Origin of the sequence: Sphingopyxis sp. 2PD, assembly GCF_005503695.1 — a bacterium.
GTDB lineage: Bacteria > Pseudomonadota > Alphaproteobacteria > Sphingomonadales > Sphingomonadaceae > Sphingopyxis.
This window is the reverse complement of the sequence record NZ_SCMU01000027.1, coordinates 1-17974: the sequence shown is the minus strand read 5'-3', so window position 1 is coordinate 17974 and position 17974 is coordinate 1. Positions and strand designations below refer to the sequence as shown.

Genomic DNA, 17974 nt, shown 5'->3' with positions numbered 1-17974 from the left:
ACACGTATAACACACAGAAGATATGCTGTCCAGCGATCCTACCAGCGCAGCAGCGGCGCCAGCAATATGCGGCCCGCAATGCCCGACAACAGCACCGCGAGCCCGTGCCACAGCGCGATATGAATCATGTCGTTCGATGCGCAATGCAGCGCGACGATCGTCGCCCCCGCCGCGCCCGCCGCGATACCGACCACCCAGCCGGCGCGCTCCGGCGACGTCGGCGCGCCGTGCTTCAGCCAGCCAAACAGCGCCGCGCCGACGCCAAGCCCCGCGAGCACCCCCTGCATCAGGCAATGCAGGCCATTTTCAGGATGCGCCGCTTCCAGCGCCGCATGGCCATCGTCCATCGCCATCACCAGCGCCGACAAAGGCAAAGCGAGCGCCGCCAGCCCGGCCCAGCGCCATCCGCTGTAATCGCGCCCGACCCCCGGCAATCCCATCCGCAGCGCGCTCCACGCCGCGGCGAAACCCAACGCCACGATCAACCAGAAGGCGAGCAGCGGCAGCGGGGGCATCATGACGCCTTCGGCCAGATCGTGCCGCATCCCGCCCAGCCCGAACAAGATTGCGGCGCCCGCAGCCCAGCCCGCGGCAACCCACAGCGATCCGCGCGCGACCCGGCGCGGGCGCACCGGCTCCAGCTCGTCGGCAAGATTGTCGATCAGGTCGTCGATCGCGGCGTCGCTCATCTCATTCGCTTTCAATCAATTGCGCGAGCTTCTTCAGCCCGCGATGAATATTCACCTTCACCAGCGCCTCGCTCTGCCCGCAAATCTGCGACGCTTCGGCGATCGAGGCACCCTCGATCTTGACCAGCGTGATCGCCTGTGCCTGCCCCGGGGGCAGCAGCGTGAGCATGCGGTCGAGGCTGAGGCGCGCGTGGACGACCTCGTCCTCGGCCCCGACCGCCGCGTCGCCCTCGCCCAGCTCGACCTCGTCGCGCTGACGGCGCAAAAGGTCGATCCAGCGATAGCGCGCGATCGCCGCGAGCCAGGGCAGGAACGGCCGGCTGTTGTCCCAGGTCGCAAGCTTGCGATGCATCGATACCAACGTCTCCTGCACCAGATCGTCGACCTGGTGCGGCGCGATCCGCCGCGCGAAATAGCGCGCCAGCCATTTGCCCGAATCGCCCAGCAGCGCGCGGTAGGCGGCGCGGTCGCCGCGCTGCGATGCCGTCATCAGGCGCGCCAGCGAGGGTTCGTCGATGCTCATCTGCCCCGCAGTCTAGCAATGACCGCATCGAGCGAAAACAGCCCGCCGCCGCGCACGATCAGGATCGCCGCCATCGCGGCCCACAGCGAATGGACGGGCCACCAGGCGTCGGGAAAAATAAAGGTCTGGATCACCAGCGTCATCACCAGCAGCGCGCCCGCCGAAAATCGCGTCGCCAACCCCAGCAGCAACAGCGCCGGGAAAATATGCTCGGCATAGGTGGTCAGGGGGACCGCGATAACGGGATCGAGCGGCAGGCCCGAAAATTCCGACGCGAACAGGTCATATTGCACCGGATCGATCGTCAGAAACGCGCCCTCGACCGTCTTGGTGTGCCCCGATCGCCAGAACACCCCAGCGAGTGCGATCCGCAGCAACAGCAATGCGAACGCTTCGGGCACCCGCCCCGCGATCAGCGCAACACTGCGATCGTAAAGTCCAACCACCCGGTTCATTCCGCAAGCCTTTCGAAAGCACCAGCGCCGATCAGCGCCGCGACGGCAGCGCCGCCATCGGGATGGGTTTCGGCAAGATGCGCGATGAGGTTACCGAGCGGCGTAATTTCGTGCGCCAGATCGAGCGCCGCAGCATCGGCAGCGTCGATCGCAAAGAGCCGCACCGCGGCGTCAGGCCGCGCGATCAACAGCATGCGGACATCGCGCGTCAGGCCGGGATCGAGCAGCGGGGCTGACGGGCGCGACAGCGCGACGACACGCACCGCCGGGTGACGCCGCACGGCAAGGCCCAGCAGCGCCGCTTCGTCCAGCCCGGCGAGGTCGGCGAGCGTGAGCGCCGGTGCGTCGGCCGCATGATAGCTTTCGAGCCATGCCCATTCGACGCGCGCCAGATCGGCGGCGACCGGATCGGCAAGCCAGCCCGGAAACGCCGTACCAATATACGCGAGCGTGCGACCCTGCGCGCCGCCACCGTCGATAAAGGCGCGCGACACCCGGTTGAACTCGGCGGCGCCCAGATGGTCGCGGGTGCGCGGAAAACTGTCCTCCAGCGCCACCAGCCGCGCATGCGATATGGTGTTGGCATGGACGCAGAGCCCGCGCAGCACCGCGCCGCGATCGCCCGCGAACAGTCCGTGCGGCAGATGATCGGGTCCGCCGAGCAACGTCGCGGCGATCGCCGCCTGCGCGTCACGCATCGACCGGCTCCGACGCGAGCAGCGCATCGGCCCTGGCCACTTCGGCGATCAGCGTCGCATAACCGGGAACATCGCTGTCCCATTCGACCAACACCGGTCTTGGGCCCGCGCGGCGCAGGAAGGCGCTGAGCAAATCCCAGCAGCTTTGCCGGACCGCCGATCCATGATCGTCGATCGCGATCGTCCCGCCGACGCCATCGTCCTTGCGGCTGTGCCCCGCGACATGCACTTCGCCGACCAGCGCCGGATCAAAAGCATCGAGCCACGGCGCCGGATCGCAGCCCAGGTTGAACGCCGACACTTCGACATTGTTGACGTCGAGCAGCAGCCCGCAACCGCTGCGGCGGCACAGTTCGTGAAGGAAATCGACCTCGCCCCAATCGTCGGCGGCATAGGCAAGGTAGCGCGATGGATTTTCGATCAACATCGGCCGCCGCAAGCGGTCCTGTACCCGTCCGACCTCGCCGACGAAATGGGCGAGCGCCGCGTGGCTGTAGGGGATGGGCAGCAGATCGGGGAATTTGTCGTCCGGCCCATTGCTCCAACTCAAATGGTCCGAAACGATCGCCGGTTCGTATCGCTCGCACAGCGCGGCGAGCGAGGCGAGCTCATCGCGATCGACTCCCGCCGCCGACCCCAGCGAGAGCCCGACCGAATGAAAGCTGAGCGGAACATGGTCCGCGATCGCGGTCAGCCAACGATGCGGAGGCCCGCCTGCGCCGAAGTAATTTTGGGGGTGGACTTCGACCCAGGCGGGCAGGGGACCCCGCTCCGCCGCCGCCAGCACGTCGGCATAATGTTCGGGCTTCAGCCCGAAACCGGCGCGCTGCGGCAAGTCGCGGAGCGGGCGGGGGGGCACTTGCCTCAGCTCTTCTTGGCGACCGGCTTGGCGTTGCCCTTGTGCGCCGCCAGCGTGCCGCCCATCTTTTCGCAGCTGCCCTTGGCGACATATTTCCAGGCATTGCCCTGATAATCGACCGTCGAGGTGCCCGCACAGCTGGTGCCCGGACCGGCGGCGCAGTCATTCTTGCCCTTCAATGCCACGCCGTAGCATTTTTCCTTGGCGCCATCGGCGGCGGCGGCGGGGGTGGCGAGCGTGCCAGCCGCCATGGCAAGGACGGCCGAGGCGGCGAGCGACAGTTTCAGACTATTCGACATCATGGATACTCCCTTGGGAAATGGGCGATGCGGGGGATGGCATCGACAGGAGTTTCGCGCGGCGCCCGCCGAAGGTTACGCCCGACGCGGTGGGCTGCGCCATTTTGTCGCCACCTTCGGCGTCCAGAGGACAACTTCTCCCTGAAACCGAAAGCCTGACCATGAGCGTAGCGTTTCGCCGCGAAAGCGACGACGATCATAAGGAACCCGAATTCGAGCTGCCCATCGCAGTCGGCCCGAATCTGGTGACCCCACGCGGGCTTCGGTTGCTCGGCGAAGAGGTGGCGCGGCTTGAAACCGAGATTGCGAAGACTGCGGATGAAGAGGCGCGCAAGAAATTGCAGCGGCGCCTGCGTTATTTTCACACGCGTCAGTCGACCGCCGAGGTGCAGGCACTGCCCGAGGACGGCAGCGTTGGCATCGGCAGCCGCGTCACCTATCGCCTCAACAAGGCCGAAAAGACGGTCACTATCGTCGGCGGCGACGAAGCCGACCCGGCGCTGGGGTGCGTTGCCTTTTCGGCCCCGCTCGCACGCGCGCTGATGGGCGCTGAGGCGGGTGATAGCGTCGAATTTCAGGATCGCGAGGATGCCATCAAGATCCTCGTCGTCGAAGCCGATCCGGAGACGCAGGCATGAAGGACAAGTTCGAACGCCACAAACAGCCGTGGACCGCGGCCGAAATCGACAAGCTGCACACGCTGGCGAAAAAGGGCATGGCGCTGAAAGCGATCGCCAAGGCGCTTACTCGCAGCGAAGAATCGGTGAAGACCCGCGCGAAGGCCGACGGCCTGTCGATCGCCAAGCTGCACTGATATTGTCATGGATCAAACGCACGGCCCCTCCCTCCCCCTCGATGGGGGAGGCCGCGAGACTTGCCAGCTTGCTGACTTAGTCGCAGCGGTGGGGGTGCGCTCTCGGCCTGAGATGGCGGTTGAAGGACGCACCGTCACCCCCATCCAACTCCGCCTAGCCGCTGCGCGGCAAGGCTGCGTATCCTTCCCCCATCAAGGGGGAAGGTGGCGGTGACCGTCACCCATTACGACGCCATCGTGCTGGGTGCCGGCGCGGCCGGGCTGATGTGCGCCGCGGTCGCGGGGCAGCGCGGGCGGCGTGTGTTGCTGCTCGATCATGCCGATCAGGTGGGCAAAAAGATCCTGATCTCGGGCGGCGGGCGCTGCAATTTTACCAATGTGAACACCGCGCCGGACCGCTTCCTGTCGGCGAACCCGCATTTCGCCAAATCGGCGCTCGCACGCTACACCCCTGCAGACTTCATCGCGATCGTCGAGCGCCACGGCATCGCCTATCATGAAAAGACGCTGGGCCAGCTGTTCTGCGACGGTTCGGCGAAACAGATCGTCGCGATGCTGCTGGACGAATGCGCGAAGGGCGGAGTCGATGTACGCACCGGCCAGCCGATCCGCGACGTCACCCACGCCGACGCGAAATTCGCCGTTCAGTTCGGCGACGCCTGTTTCACCGCCCCCGCACTGGTGATTGCGACGGGCGGTCCGTCGATCCCGCAAATGGGTGCCACCGGCTTCGCCTACGACCTCGCCCGCCAGTTCGTGCTCAAGGTCGTCGAACCGCGCCCCGCGCTAGTCCCGCTGACGCTCGGCGGTGACGATGTGCTGTTCCGCGAACTGTCGGGAATCGCCGCGCCGGTCGAGGCGCGCGCGGGCAAAGCAGCCTTTCGCGAAGCGGCCCTCTTCACGCACAAAGGGCTCTCCGGTCCGGCGATCCTGCAAGTCAGCAGCTATTGGCGCCATGGCGAGCCGGTAACGATCGACTTCTTGCCCGACGCACCGAAAGACTGGCTGCTCGGCGCCAAACGCGCCCGCCCGCGCGCCACGGTGCGCGCGGCGCTGGCCGCGATGCTCCCCGACCGCCTCGCCGAAACGCTTGCCGAACGCCTTGCGCTCCCCGGCGAACTTGCGGCGCAAACCGACCGCAAACTCGCCGACGCCGAGTCGCGTCTCGCCCGCTGGACTTTCCGTCCGAATGGCACCGAAGGCTTTGCCAAAGCCGAGGTCACCGTGGGCGGAATTTCGACCGCCAGCCTGTCGTCGCAAACAATGGTGGCCAAAACCGTTCCAAACCTCTATGCGGTCGGCGAGGCCGTAGATGTCACAGGGTGGTTAGGCGGCTATAATTTTCAATGGGCCTGGGCAAGCGGACACGCTGCCGGACAGGTGATTTAAGCCCATTGAGCCCCTTTCTATCGGCTCGTCACCGCACCGGTGGCCGCCTATGCTATTGAGATAACAATGACTTTCGAAAATCTTTCGCCCGTCCTTTCGGACGCTCTCGTCGCGCGCGGCTATGAAGCGCTGACCCCCGTCCAGACCCATGTCACCGAATCCGAAGCGAAGGGCCGCGACCTGCTCGTTTCGGCGCAGACCGGATCGGGTAAGACCGTCGCTTTCGGTCTCGCGATGGCCGACGAGTTGCTCGAGGACGGACGCCTGCCCTTCGCAACCTCGCCGCTGGCGCTGATCATCGCCCCGACGCGCGAACTCGCGCTGCAGGTCAGCCGCGAACTCGCCTGGCTCTATGGCAAGGCCGGGGTGCGCATCGCAACCTGCGTCGGCGGCATGGACGCCAGCAAGGAACGCCGCGCACTCGGCCAGGGCGTCCAGATCGTCGTCGGCACCCCCGGACGCCTGCGCGACCATCTCGAACGCGGCGCGCTCGACTTGAGCGCATTGCGCGTTGCGGTGCTCGACGAAGCCGACGAGATGCTTGACATGGGCTTTCGCGACGACCTCGAGGAAATCCTCGACGGCACCCCCGAAACGCGCCGCACGCTGCTGTTTTCTGCGACGCTGCCCAAACCGATCGTGCAGCTCGCCAAGCGCTATCAGCGCGACGCGCTGCGCATCTCGACCGTCGGCGAAGATCGCGGCCATGGCGACATCGCCTATCAGGCGGTGACCGTCGCCCCCGCCGACATCGAGGGCGCGGTGATCAACCTTCTGCGACTCCACGAGGCCGAAACCGCGATGCTGTTCTGCGCGACGCGCGACAATGTCCGCCGCCTCCACGCCAGCCTGGTCGAACGCGGTTTCGCCGCCGTCGCGCTGTCGGGCGAGCATAGCCAGAACGAGCGCAACCACGCGTTGCAGGCGCTGCGCGACCGCAGGGCAAGAGTGTGCGTCGCCACCGACGTGGCGGCGCGCGGCATCGATCTGCCGACCCTCAGCCTTGTCATCCACGTCGAAATCCCCCGCGATGCCGAAGCACTTCAGCACCGTTCGGGCCGCACCGGCCGGGCGGGCAAGAAGGGGACGGCGGTGATCATCGTCCCTTATCCCCGCCGCCGCCGCGTCGACGGCATGCTGCGCGGCGCGCGGATCGAGGCCGAATGGATGGACGCGCCGACCGCCGCCGATGTGCGCGCGCGCGACCAGGAACGGCTGATGGAAAAGCTGCTCACGCCGCAGGAGCATGAGCCCGAGGATCTGGAACTCGCGCAGCGGTTGATGGCCGAGCGCAGTCCCGAAGACATCGCCGCATCGCTGGTCCGCTCGCACCGCGCACTGATGCCGCCGCCCGAGGACCTGATCGACAACGGCCCGCGCGGCCGCGATACCGCTGGCCGCCCCGAGCGCGGCGAGCGTTTCGAACGTCCCGACCGCGGCGGAGATCGTCGCGAGGGGTTCGAGGACGCCGTTTGGTTCCGCCTCAACATCGGGCGCCATCAAAACGCCGACCCGCGCTGGATCCTGCCTTTGCTCTGCCGCCGCGGGCATGTGAGCAAGAACGAAATCGGCGCGATCCGCATCGGCCCGAAGGAAACGATGTTCAACATCCCGCGCGCGATCGCGGACCGCTTTGCCGAGGCGGTGGTGCGGACAGCGAATCAGGATGGCGAAGACGACAGCGGCGTGTCGATCACCCCGGCGCCCGACGGCCCGACCTATCCGCCGCGCCGCGATAAAGGCGGACATGGGGGCGGCCATTCGGGCGACCGCGCGCCGCGCGCCACCTTGGGCCGCGCGCCTGGCGGCGACCGCAGCTTCGGCGACCGCGCCGGCCCGCGCGGCCCGCGTGGTCCCGGCGGCCCGGGCGGCAACGAACGCTATAAGCCCAAGCCCTTCGGCCAGCGCAGCCCGCGCCGTCCGTCGAAATAGCCGTCATTGCGACCCCGGCGAAAGCCGGGGGAAGCAATCCGGCGCGGCCCTGCACCGCTCCAGATTGCCGCGTCGCCCCGGATCAAGTCCGGGGCTCCTAGCAATGACGATGTTGATGGACGGACTTTCCCTTGCGCTCCCCTGCCCGGCCCACCAGATGGGTCGGACAGCAGGAGCAAGCCGATGCAAGCAATCCAAGCCTTTATCGAACGCCAGGGCGGCCCCGAGGTCATCGACTGGCGCGAGGTGACGCTGGACAAGCCCGGCCCCGGCCAGGTGCTGCTCCGTCACACAGCGATCGGCCTCAACTACATCGATATCTACCACCGCGACGGCACTTATCCTGTGCAGCTGCCCGGTGGACTTGGCCTTGAATCCGCGGGTGAAGTGATCGCCGTCGGCGAAGGCGTCCACGGCTTCCAGCCCGGCGACCGCGTCGCGACTTTTGGCCCTGAACGCACCGCTTATGCCAGCGCAAGGTTGGTCAGCGCGGCATCATTGTTCAAGCTCCCCCCCACCATCGACGACGAAACCGCCGCTGCCGCACTGCTGAAGGCGTGCACGGTCGAAATGCTCGTCGAACGCTGCGCCAAGGTGGAGGCCGGGTGGCCCGTGCTGGTCCACGCCGCCGCGGGCGGGGTCGGGCTGATCCTCGTCCAGTGGCTGAAGGCGATCGGTGCCACGGTGATCGGGACGGTCAGCACCGAAGCGAAGGAACATGCCGCCCACGCGGCGGGCGCCGATCATGTCATCCGCTACAAAAACGACGATGTTGCCGCGCACGTCCGCGAAATCACCGACGGGCAAGGCGTTCCCGTCACCTTCGACGGCATCGGCATGGCGACATGGGACGTATCGCTGAAGGCCACCGCGCGGCGCGGACTGATCGTCAGCTATGGTAATGCCGGCGGGCCGGTGACCGGCGTCAACCTTGGCATACTCGCGCAGCACGGATCGCAGTTCGTCACCCGTCCGACTTTGTTCGATTATTACCACCTCCCCGGCGAGCGCGCAGCGGGCGCGGCCCGCGTGTTCGAGATGATCGAAAGCGGCGCGGTGCAGATTACGGTGGGGCAGCGCTATTCATTGCAGGATGCGGCGAGGGCGCATGCCGATCTGGAAGCGGGTAGGACGACTGGATCCAGCCTGCTGATTCCGTGACCAACCGTCGCCCCCGCGAAGGCGGGGGCCGCCGGAGGTTTATGCAGCGAGGAAGATCAAGGCCGACAGCGGCCCCCGCCTTCGCGGGGGCGACGCCTAAGCCTGCAACCGCTCCGCATGCCACGCGACATGCTCGGCCATGAAGGTCGAGATGAAATAATAGCTGTGGTCATATCCCGGCTGCATCCGGATCTCGGCCTTTTGCCCCGCGCGTTCGCACGCCGCGATCAGCAGTTCGGTCTTCAGCTGTTCGGTCAGGAAATTATCGGCGTCGCCCTGATCGACGAGCAGGTCGGGCACGCGCAGCCCTTGGTCGAGTAGCGCGCACGCATCATAGGCCTGCCATTCCTCACGGTCGGCGCCGAGATAGTTGCCAAACGCCTTTTCGCCCCACGGACATTGCGACGGCGCGACGATCGGCGAAAAGGCCGACACCGAGCGGAAACGATCCTGATTGCGCAGCCCGATGGTCAGAGCCCCATGCCCGCCCATCGAATGGCCGGTAATGCCCTGCCGCGTCAGGTCGGCGCTCGGGAAATTGCGCAGGATCAGTGAGGGCAGCTCGTCCTCGACATAGGAGCGCATCCGGTAATGTTTCGCCCATGGTTCCTCGGTCGCATCGACGTAGAACCCAGCGCCCAGCCCGAAATCCCACGCCCCGTCGGGATCGTCAGGAACACCCTCGCCGCGCGGCGACGTATCGGGCGCGATAAAGATCACCCCATGCTCGGCGCAGGCGGCGCGATATTCGCCCTTTTCCATCACATTGGCGTGGGTGCAGGTCAGCCCCGACAGATACCAGAGCACCGGAAGGCACGCGCCTTCTTCATGGTCGGGGACAAACACGGCAAAGGTCATATCGGTGCCAGTGGTCGTACTCGCGTGCTTGTACACGCCCTGTGTGCCGCCATGACTGCGGACGGTGGAGACGGTTTCGAGGGTCATGCGATTTCCTGAACGGGAATGGGGACAATCACCGGATCATGCCCCCAATGACGCAAGAGGTCGAGGATCGATCCGCCCGACAGCCCCAGCGTCGCGGTATTGCGCAGTGGATGGACATTCACCCGGTCGGCCGCCGCCAACCCCTGGTCGAGCACGACGGTGATGCTGCCCGGTACCGCATTGATCGCGGCGAGTGGGGTGACCGATCCCGGGGCGATGCCGAGCAGCCGGTCCATGTCGTCGGCCTTGCCGAAGCTCACCCGCTTGCTGCCGATCGCCGCGGGCAGTGCCTTCAGGTCGACGCGCGCCTCCGACGGCACGGTGACGAGCCAGAAGGCGCCGCCATTATCTTTCAGGAACAGGTTTTTCGTATGCGCGCCGGGAATATCGGCGTTCACCGCATCGCTCTCCGCAACCGTGAACACCGCATCATGTTCGTGCGCGGCGAAGGGGATGGCGAGCGTGCCGAGGTCCGCCAGCAATCCCGCTTCGCCGCGCATCGTCAATCTTTCAGCTGCGGCTTACAGACGCTTCAGCGCGCACAGCTTGTTGCCGTCGGGATCGCGCAGATAGGCGAGGTACAGCTTGCCGAAACCGCCCTCGCGCACACCCGGCGGGTCTTCGATGCTGGTGCCGCCCGCCGCGACGCCGGCGTCGTGCCATGCCTTCGCCTGCGCCTCGTCCTCCATCGCGAAACCGATGGTGCAGCCGTTGCCAGCCGTTGCGGGCTCGCCGTTGATCGGCGGGGTGACGAGGAACAATCCGCCATTGTGCATATAGATCAAGCGGCCCTTGTCGTCCTCGATCCCCGGCTTGCCGCCGATCGCCTGGAAGGTCGCGTCATAAAAGGCTTTCGCTTTCGCGACGTCGTTCGTGCCGACCATATTGTGACTATACACCGCTCTCTCCCTTTTCGTTGCGAATCGATACCGATCTTGTGCCAGCCTTGTCAGCGAAACACCACGGTCTTGCGCCCGTCGATCAGCACCCGCTGTTCGGCGACCCAGCGTACCGCCTTGGCCAGCACCTGCGCCTCGACATCGCGGCCGATGCGGATGAGATCCTCGACGCTGTCGCGGTGATCGACACGCTCGACCGCCTGTTCGATGATCGGCCCTTCGTCGAGGTCGCTGGTGACGAAATGCGCGGTCGCACCGATCAGCTTGACCCCGCGTTCCTGCGCCCGGTGATAGGGCTTGGCGCCCTTGAAACCGGGGAGGAAGCTGTGGTGGATGTTGATGCAGCGCCCGGCCAGCTTCGCCGACAAGTCCTGCGACAACACCTGCATATAGCGCGCCAGCACCAGATATTCGGCGTCGCTGCGCGCCATCAAATCCAGGATGCGCGCTTCCTGGTCGGCGCGATTGGCGTCGCTGACCGGGAAATGGTGGAACGGTACGCCGTGCCATTCGCTCAGCCGCCGCTGATGTTCGTGGTTCGACACCACCGCGACGATGTCAATCGCGAGATTGCCGGTCGACCAGCGGTGGAGCAGGTCGTTGAGGCAATGGCTGCCCTGCGACACCGCGATCACGAAGCGCGGTTTTGCGGCGCTGTCGCTGATCCGCGCGTCCATCTGAAAACGCTCGACGATCGGGGCGAAGGCTGCCTGCACCCCCGCCAACCCCTCGGGAAAGCGCGGCCCCGCGCCGCGAAATTCGACGCGCATGAAAAAGCGCCCCGAATCGAGGTCGGCATATTGCTGGCTGTCGAGGATGAAGCCGTCGCGCTCCGCCAGCAGCCCGGTGACTGCGGCCACGATCCCCACCGCGTCGACGCAGCTGAAGGTCAGGACATAGGGTCCGGTCAATTTCTTCCTCCCTCGGCGCACCCCCACAACCGCTCGTGCTGAGCCTGTCGAAGCACCGTTCTTTCCTTGGCCGCCGCATGAAGCAAGAGCGGCCCTTCGACAAGCTCGGGGCGAACGGAAAATAAGGGTTAGAAGACTACCACCGAACGGATGCTCTCACCCGCATGCATCAGGTCGAAGCCCTTGTTGATCTCTTCCAGCCCCATGACGTGGGTGATCATCGGGTCGATCTCGATCTTGCCGGTCATATACATGTCGACGATCTTCGGCACGTCGGTGCGGCCCTTGGCGCCGCCGAAGGCGGTGCCGCGCCAGTTGCGGCCGGTGACCAGCTGGAACGGCCGCGTCGCGATCTCCTTGCCCGCCTCGGCAACGCCGATGATGATCGAGGTGCCCCAGCCGCGATGGCACGCTTCCAATGCGGTGCGCATCACTTCGGTATTGCCCGTCGCGTCGAAGGTGTAGTCGGCGCCGCCGTCGGTCATCTGGACGATCGCGGCAACCGTGTCTTCGCGGCTCATGCCTTTGGTGTTGAGGAAGTCTGTCATCCCGAACTTGCGGCCCCACTCCTCGCGATCGGGGTTGATGTCGACGCCGATGATCTTGTTGGCGCCCGCGAGCCGCGCGCCTTGGAGCACGTTGAGCCCGATCCCGCCGAGCCCGAACACCACCACATTGTCGCCGACTTGGACCTTGGCCGTGTTGGTCACAGCGCCGACGCCGGTGGTCACCCCGCAGCCGATATAGCACGCGCTCTGGAAGGGCGCGTCCTCGCGGATCTTCGCGACCGCAATCTCGGGCAGCACGGTGAAGTTCGAGAAGGTCGAGCAGCCCATATAATGGAAGATCGGCTGGCCCTTGTACGAAAAGCGCGTCGTGCCGTCGGGCATCAGCCCCTTGCCCTGCGTCGCGCGGATCGCGGTGCAGAGGTTGGTCTTGCCCGAAAGGCAGCTTTTGCACTGGCGGCATTCCGGCGTGTAGAGCGGGATCACATGGTCGCCAGGCTTCACGCTGGTGACGCCCACGCCGACCTCGCGCACCACGCCCGCGCCCTCATGCCCCAGCACGCTCGGGAAGATGCCCTCGCTGTCGAAACCGTCGAGCGTGTAAGCGTCGGTGTGACAGATGCCCGTCGCCATGATCTCGACCAGCACTTCGCCCGCCTTCGGGCCTTCGAGGTCGAGTTCGACGATTTCGAGCGGCTTCTTCGCTTCGAACGCAACGGCGGCGCGGGTCTTCATGGCGGGTCTCCTTCTCGGGCGTCCCAATCAGGCAAATGCGGCGGCAATGCAAGATACGGATGATCCTCCTTGTGGCCAAAGGCCATGGGGAGGGGGACCATTCGCGAAGCGAATGGTGGAGGGGCGCGACGTCGCGTCATCGTCCCTCCGTCAGCGCTTCGCGCTGCCACCTCCCCATCGCTGCGCGACAGGGAGGATTGACGGCGCTGCTTCGCCCCTAAAGCCACAAAAGCCCCGCATGCGCGCGTCAATATTGTGTCCTTTGTGGCTTTAAGCGCTAGCGCGAATATCGGCGGTCAATGTGCCGAAATTGCAGGCTGACACAGCGAAATAATGTAGGAAAGCGCTATTTTTCGGCATGCGTCCGTTCGTCGGAGTTGAGCGCCAGCCCATCATTTTCGTCATGCTGAACGCGTTTCAGCATCCATGGCCCGGCGCCAACCGCTTTGGGCGGCGCCAGATATTTTTCACACAAAGGCACGAAGCCACGAAGACGTGGGCTTGGGCCGACAGGCCCATTCCTCCATCAACGGCGCGACTGGCGCACCGTTGCAGGGGCAAGCCGCTTCGCGGTCGGCGCGACCTCTTCGTGGCTTTGTGTCTTTGTGCGAAACAAAAACGCGGCGCCGAGGGAAATGGCAGGCAATGGACCCTGAAACGAGTTCAGGGTGACGAAGGTGGTGAAACGCTGGCGCCTGCCAGCCTCCCGATTTCCATGTGATGCCGCGTCTGCAAAGCGGCGCGCGCTCTCGCTCGTCGACCCGCTGCGGCCGCAGGAAGAACCGATCTGGGCGTTCTATCCGAAGCGGCGGCATTTGCTGCCGAAGGTGCGACTGCTGATCGACAAATTGCGCGAGGAATTGCCGGGGGCATTGCGGCGGAGCGAGGTTGCGTAATCTTGCACACGCGCTCTGCTCAAAAGACTATTTCCGCCCTCGCCGCTTGAGGCGCCACATCGCACCCATAAGGAGAATAAGGAACAAGCCACCAAAAGCTGCTGCGACTTTGGCGGTCGTGACTCTGCCTCGATCAACGAGCCCTTGGCGCTCCCAACTTTCGGCTGTTTGGGGCATGATCAATCCGTCAAAATGAGCGCTGGATTCCGCTGAAACCGCTAGGAAACCAGCATCGGCCAACCCACTTGGTCCGAGCGCGCCGATACAGCCGCCCGCAATGGGCAATTGAAGGAACTGAAAGCTCCTGCCCTGCCCTTTGTGAGTTTTGACTACCAAGAACTTCCCGCCATCACGGTCATCCGGACTGGCGAGGATGACCCCCTCATACACGCCATCAGCATTCTCAAACTGCTGCCGCGCGTTCCGATCGATTTCTTTCGGGGTCTTCTGCACGTCGGCCACCTCGCAAGCTGTCGCATTTGCGAAGCCCAGAAAGGTCGCGACCAAAAGGATCAGCAGGCGAAACAACGGCACGGCTTCCCCATTTGGCTACCCCTCAACACTCCACCACACTAACCGCCAGCCCGCCCTTCGACGTTTCCTTATACTTATCCCGCATATCGCGGCCCGTCTGCAGCATCGTCGCGATCACCGTGTCGAGGCTGACGACATGGGTGCCGTCGCCGATCATCGCGATGCGGCTCGCGTCGATCGCCTTGATCGCGCCCATCGCGTTGCGCTCGATGCACGGGATCTGGACGAGCCCGCCGATGGGATCGCAGGTGAGGCCGAGGTTGTGCTCCATGCCGATCTCGGCGGCATTTTCGACCTGCGCGTTGGTGCCGCCCAATGCCGCGGTCAGCCCCGCCGCCGCCATCGAACAGGCGACGCCGACCTCGCCCTGGCAGCCGACCTCGGCGCCCGAGATGCTGGCGTTGCGCTTGTAGAGCGCGCCGACCGCGCCCGCGGCGAGCAGGAAGGTGCGCACCCCCGCCGCGTCGCCGCGATAGCTGCGCTTGTAATAGCGGATCACCGCCGGGATGATCCCCGCGGCGCCGTTGGTCGGTGCGGTGACGACCTTGCCGCCCGCGGCATTTTCCTCGTTCACCGCCATCGCCCACAGGTTGATCCAGTCCATCATCGCCATCGGGTCCGACAGGTTCGCCTCATGCCGCTCGCGGATATCGGCGGCGATCTGCGGCGCGCGGCGCTTGACCTTCAGCCCGCCGGGCAAGATTCCGGTGCTGCAGCAACCGGCGTCGATCGAGGCGTCCATCGCCGCGGCGATGGCATCGAGTCCGGCGTTCACTTCGTCGAGGCTGCGGTGGACAAGCTCGTTTTCGAGCATCATTTCGGCAAAGCTCTTGCCCGCCGCCGCGCCCATGGCGAGCAGGTCGGCGCCCGAGGTGAAGGCGAACGGCAGTTCGACCTCGTCCTCGGCGCCGCGGCTGTTGCGCCCCGCCTCGTCCTCGTCGACGACGAAGCCGCCGCCGATCGAGAAATACATGCGTTTCGCCAAAATCTCGCCGTCGCTGTCGCGCGCGGTGAAGCTCAAGGCGTTGCTGTGGAACGGCTGGCGCTGGCGCATCTGGAAATGCAGGTCGCGCGCCGGCTGGAAGCGCACCCGCTGGCGGCCGAGCAGGTAGAGAAAGCCTTCGTTCGTCGCGCGATCCCAATGCGCGGTGATCGCGGCAAGGCTGGTCGAGGCGGGAATTTCGCCCGCGAGCCCCGCCACCACCGCGGTGTCGGCGGCGTGCCCCTTGCCGGTCAGCGCGAGCGAGCCGTAGAGGTCGGCCTCGACATGCGCCGTCTTCGTGAGCAGTTCGGACTCGTCGAGCCACACGGTGAAACGCCGCGCCGCAACCATCGGCCCAACCGTGTGCGAGCTGGAAGGACCGACACCGATTTTGAAGAGTTCGAACAGGCTGATCGTCATGACGGCGCCTATAGAGGCGGCACCGTCATCACGATAGATACCAGTTCAAATTTCGTTACGGCTTCGGGCAAATCCTCCCTGTCGCGAAGCGATGGGGAGGTGGCAGCGCGAAGCGCTGACGGAGGGGCGATGACGCTACCGTCTCTGCCCCTCCACCATCGCCTGCGGCGACGGTCCCCCTCCCCACGGCTTCGCCGCAGGGAGGATTTTCGGGTCAGGCCGGATAGGTCCAGGTCGTGTCGCGCGCGAAATTCTCCGCCGCGAAATCCCAGTTGAGCAGTTCGTCGACCACCGCATCGACATAGGCCGGGCGCAGATTCTTGCGGTCGATGTAATAGGCATGTTCCCACACGTCGATCACGAGCAAAGGCTTGATGCCCGCGGTCAGCTCGGTTCCCGCGTCATGCGTGTCGGTCACTGACAGCGTGCCGTCGCGCGACACCAGCCATGCCCAGCCCGACGCGAAATGGTTGACCGCGGTGTCCTTCAGCTTCTTTTTGAGTTCGTCGAGCGAACCGAAATCGCGGTCGATCGCGGCGGCGAGGTCGCCCTTGGGTTCGGTCTTGGCCGGGCTCAGGCTTTCCCAGTAAAAGGCGTGGTTCCACGACTGCGCGCTGTTGTTGAACAGCCCCTTGTTGCCCGACCCTTCGGCGTGGTGGATGATTTCCTCAAGGCTCTTGTCGGCAAGTTCGGTGCCCTCGATCGCGGCGTTCGTCTTGTCGACATAGGCCTTGTGATGCTTGCCATGGTGCGTCGCCAGCGTGTCGGCCGAGATATGCGGCTCCAGCGCATCCTGAGCGTAAGGCAGGGGCGGATGGGCGATCGTCATGGCAGTCTCCATTATGTTTATCAGAGGGGATGATGGCTTAAACTCGGTATCGGGGCGGCGGGTTGCAAGGTTTGCGTGGGGAAATTTTCGCATGAATCCCCCTCCCTGGAAGGGAGGGGTTAGGGGTGGGTGGCCGCAGGCGTTCTTGCTTTGCCGCCTACCCACCGCCAGCCCCTCCCTTGCAGGGAGGGGAGACATCACGTCACCATTGCCAGCAACGTCGCGATCCGATCCGCCTCCTCCGCGGGCTTGTCCCGCCTGATGCGCGAGATGCGCGGGAAGCGCATCGCGAGCCCCGACTTGTGGCGCTTCGACGCGTGGATCGAATCGAAGGCGACCTCGAGCACCAGCGACTTTTCGACCTCGCGCACCGGGCCGAAGCGGTTCAGCGTGTTGTCGCGCACGAATTTGTCGAGCCATTTCAGCTCCTCGTCGGTGAAGCCCGAATAGGCCTTGCCGACCGGGAGCAGCTCGCCATCGTCGCTCCAGCAGCCGAAAGTATAGTCCGAATAGAAGCTTGCACGCCGCCCGTTGCCGCGCTGCGCATACATCATCACGCAATCGGCAGTGAGCGGATCGCGTTTCCATTTATACCAGAGCCCGGCGCGGCGGCCCGCGACATAGGGCGCATCGCGGCGCTTGAGCATCACCCCCTCGATCGCGGCGTCGCGCGCGCCCGCGCGGCGCGCGGCGAGATCGTCGAAGTCGGTCGCCTCGATCACCTGCGACAGGTCGAAATGGCTGGCGGCGAGGCGCGGTACGAAGCCCTCCAATTGCCGACGCCGCTCGGTCCACGGCAGCGGGCGCAGATCGTTCCCGTCCACGGCGAGCAGGTCATAGACGCGGACAAACGCCGGATAGTCGGCGAGCATCTTCTTGGACACCGTCTTGCGCCCGAGCCTTTGTTGCAGCGCGTTGAAGCTTGCCGCTTCGCCGCCCTGCACCTCGCCGCGCACCAGCAGTTCGCCGTCGATCACCGCATCCTGATCGAAGGCCGCGACCAGTTCGGGAAAGGCGGCGCTGATCTCCTCGCCGCCGCGGCTGTAGATGCGCGTTTCGGCACCGCCGCGCACGATTTGGACGCGGATGCCGTCCCATTTCCACTCGGCGGCATAAACGGCGAGATCGACCGTTCCGTCCTCGAGCGGATGCGCGAGCATGAACGGGCGGAAGAAGGCCACGTCGGCAAGGTCGGGGCGCTCCGCCCTGCCCTCACCCCAGGCAAAAAGCGGGGCATAGGGCGGCGGGATCGCGTGCCACAGCTCCTCGACATCGTCGACCGCCACGTCGAACGCCTGCGCAAACGCCTGTTTCGCGAGCCGCGCCGACACCCCGACGCGCATCCCGCCGAGCGCGAGCTTGAGCAAGGCATAGCGGCCGTCGGCGTCGAGGCGGTCGAGGAGCGAGGCGAGGATCGCGGGGGCGGTGGCGCGGGTGGCGGCGGGCGGCGGAGAGGGCGTCGACGGCGGCGGAGACGCTTAAGCCCCTCCCCTTCAGG

General features: G+C 65.6%; 20 protein-coding genes and 1 pseudogene. 6 read left to right on the top strand and 15 right to left on the bottom strand.

Annotated elements, in window-relative coordinates:
- Positions 1 to 38: 38 nt before the first annotated feature.
- Genes FFS18_RS14450 through FFS18_RS14425 form a run of 6 tightly spaced genes read right to left on the bottom strand, consistent with a single transcriptional unit; the run spans position 39 to position 3523 of the window.
- A complete protein-coding gene (locus FFS18_RS14450; protein WP_137871355.1) occupies positions 39 to 689 on the bottom strand; it encodes an NrsF family protein in 651 nt (216 codons plus the stop codon).
- Position 690: 1 nt separating this feature from the next.
- A complete protein-coding gene (locus FFS18_RS14445; RefSeq protein ID WP_137871354.1) occupies positions 691 to 1212 on the bottom strand; it encodes a sigma-70 family RNA polymerase sigma factor in 522 nt (173 codons plus the stop codon).
- Positions 1209 to 1667, bottom strand: a complete 459-nt coding sequence (locus FFS18_RS14440) for a DoxX family protein (RefSeq protein WP_137871353.1) — start codon at positions 1665 to 1667, stop codon at positions 1209 to 1211. The genes FFS18_RS14445 and FFS18_RS14440 overlap by 4 nt, the downstream gene beginning before the upstream one ends.
- The gene (locus FFS18_RS14435) at positions 1664 to 2365 is read right to left on the bottom strand and encodes an HvfC/BufC family peptide modification chaperone (RefSeq protein WP_137871352.1); all 702 of its coding nucleotides are present in this window, start codon (positions 2363 to 2365) and stop codon (positions 1664 to 1666) included. The genes FFS18_RS14440 and FFS18_RS14435 overlap by 4 nt, the downstream gene beginning before the upstream one ends.
- The gene (gene bufB / locus FFS18_RS14430) at positions 2358 to 3224 is read right to left on the bottom strand and encodes an MNIO family bufferin maturase (protein ID WP_137871351.1); all 867 of its coding nucleotides are present in this window, start codon (positions 3222 to 3224) and stop codon (positions 2358 to 2360) included. The genes FFS18_RS14435 and bufB overlap by 8 nt, the downstream gene beginning before the upstream one ends.
- Before the next feature lie 5 nt (positions 3225 to 3229).
- Entirely contained in the window at positions 3230 to 3523 is a 294-nt protein-coding gene (locus FFS18_RS14425; RefSeq protein ID WP_120218296.1) for a BufA1 family periplasmic bufferin-type metallophore, read from the bottom strand.
- Between the two features lie 161 nt (positions 3524 to 3684).
- Between FFS18_RS14425 and FFS18_RS14420 the strand changes: the two genes are divergently transcribed.
- The 5 genes from FFS18_RS14420 (at position 3685) to FFS18_RS14400 (ending at position 8819) form a co-directional block, all read left to right on the top strand.
- On the top strand, positions 3685 to 4161 hold the full coding sequence (locus tag FFS18_RS14420) for a GreA/GreB family elongation factor (RefSeq protein ID WP_137871350.1): 477 nt from the start codon (positions 3685 to 3687) through the stop codon (positions 4159 to 4161).
- On the top strand, positions 4158 to 4337 hold the full coding sequence (locus FFS18_RS14415) for a hypothetical protein (RefSeq protein ID WP_077147385.1): 180 nt from the start codon (positions 4158 to 4160) through the stop codon (positions 4335 to 4337). The genes FFS18_RS14420 and FFS18_RS14415 overlap by 4 nt, the downstream gene beginning before the upstream one ends.
- Before the next feature lie 264 nt (positions 4338 to 4601).
- A complete protein-coding gene (locus tag FFS18_RS14410; RefSeq protein WP_249340417.1) occupies positions 4602 to 5726 on the top strand; it encodes a BaiN/RdsA family NAD(P)/FAD-dependent oxidoreductase in 1125 nt (374 codons plus the stop codon).
- A gap of 66 nt (positions 5727 to 5792) precedes the next feature.
- Complete coding sequence (locus tag FFS18_RS14405) at positions 5793 to 7658, top strand: DEAD/DEAH box helicase (protein ID WP_137871348.1); 1866 nt, start codon at positions 5793 to 5795, stop codon at positions 7656 to 7658.
- 183 nt (positions 7659 to 7841) lie between these two features.
- Positions 7842 to 8819, top strand: coding sequence for a quinone oxidoreductase family protein (locus FFS18_RS14400; protein WP_137871347.1), 978 nt, complete (start codon positions 7842 to 7844; stop codon positions 8817 to 8819).
- 96 nt (positions 8820 to 8915) lie between these two features.
- Here the strand turns inward: FFS18_RS14400 and fghA are convergent, their stop codons facing one another.
- The 5 genes from fghA to FFS18_RS14375 form a co-directional block, all read right to left on the bottom strand.
- On the bottom strand, positions 8916 to 9764 hold the full coding sequence (gene fghA / locus FFS18_RS14395) for an S-formylglutathione hydrolase (RefSeq protein WP_137871346.1): 849 nt from the start codon (positions 9762 to 9764) through the stop codon (positions 8916 to 8918).
- Entirely contained in the window at positions 9761 to 10264 is a 504-nt protein-coding gene (locus tag FFS18_RS14390; RefSeq protein ID WP_137871345.1) for a prolyl-tRNA synthetase associated domain-containing protein, read from the bottom strand. Before FFS18_RS14390 ends, fghA begins: the two co-directional genes overlap by 4 nt.
- Before the next feature lie 21 nt (positions 10265 to 10285).
- Positions 10286 to 10663 (bottom strand): VOC family protein, encoded by a 378-nt coding sequence (locus FFS18_RS14385; RefSeq protein WP_120217120.1) that lies wholly within the window; start codon positions 10661 to 10663, stop codon positions 10286 to 10288.
- A gap of 50 nt (positions 10664 to 10713) precedes the next feature.
- Positions 10714 to 11574 (bottom strand): formyltetrahydrofolate deformylase, encoded by an 861-nt coding sequence (purU, locus tag FFS18_RS14380; RefSeq protein WP_137871344.1) that lies wholly within the window; start codon positions 11572 to 11574, stop codon positions 10714 to 10716.
- Between the two features lie 128 nt (positions 11575 to 11702).
- Positions 11703 to 12815: an S-(hydroxymethyl)glutathione dehydrogenase/class III alcohol dehydrogenase gene (locus tag FFS18_RS14375; RefSeq protein WP_137871343.1), complete on the bottom strand. Its 1113-nt coding sequence runs from the start codon at positions 12813 to 12815 to the stop codon at positions 11703 to 11705.
- 668 nt (positions 12816 to 13483) lie between these two features.
- Here FFS18_RS14375 and FFS18_RS14370 point away from each other — a divergent pair.
- A complete protein-coding gene (locus FFS18_RS14370) occupies positions 13484 to 13711 on the top strand; it encodes a type 2 periplasmic-binding domain-containing protein (RefSeq protein ID WP_137871342.1) in 228 nt (75 codons plus the stop codon).
- A gap of 27 nt (positions 13712 to 13738) precedes the next feature.
- Here the strand turns inward: FFS18_RS14370 and FFS18_RS14365 are convergent, their stop codons facing one another.
- The 4 genes and pseudogenes from FFS18_RS14365 to FFS18_RS14350 form a co-directional block, all read right to left on the bottom strand.
- Entirely contained in the window at positions 13739 to 14239 is a 501-nt protein-coding gene (locus FFS18_RS14365; RefSeq protein ID WP_137871341.1) for a hypothetical protein, read from the bottom strand.
- Between the two features lie 28 nt (positions 14240 to 14267).
- Complete coding sequence (locus FFS18_RS14360) at positions 14268 to 15647, bottom strand: L-serine ammonia-lyase (RefSeq protein ID WP_137871340.1); 1380 nt, start codon at positions 15645 to 15647, stop codon at positions 14268 to 14270.
- Between the two features lie 214 nt (positions 15648 to 15861).
- Positions 15862 to 16476: a superoxide dismutase gene (locus FFS18_RS14355; RefSeq protein ID WP_137871339.1), complete on the bottom strand. Its 615-nt coding sequence runs from the start codon at positions 16474 to 16476 to the stop codon at positions 15862 to 15864.
- Between the two features lie 197 nt (positions 16477 to 16673).
- A pseudogene (locus tag FFS18_RS14350) lies at positions 16674 to 17918 on the bottom strand (cisplatin damage response ATP-dependent DNA ligase); the annotation flags it as partial.
- Positions 17919 to 17974: the final 56 nt, after the last annotated feature.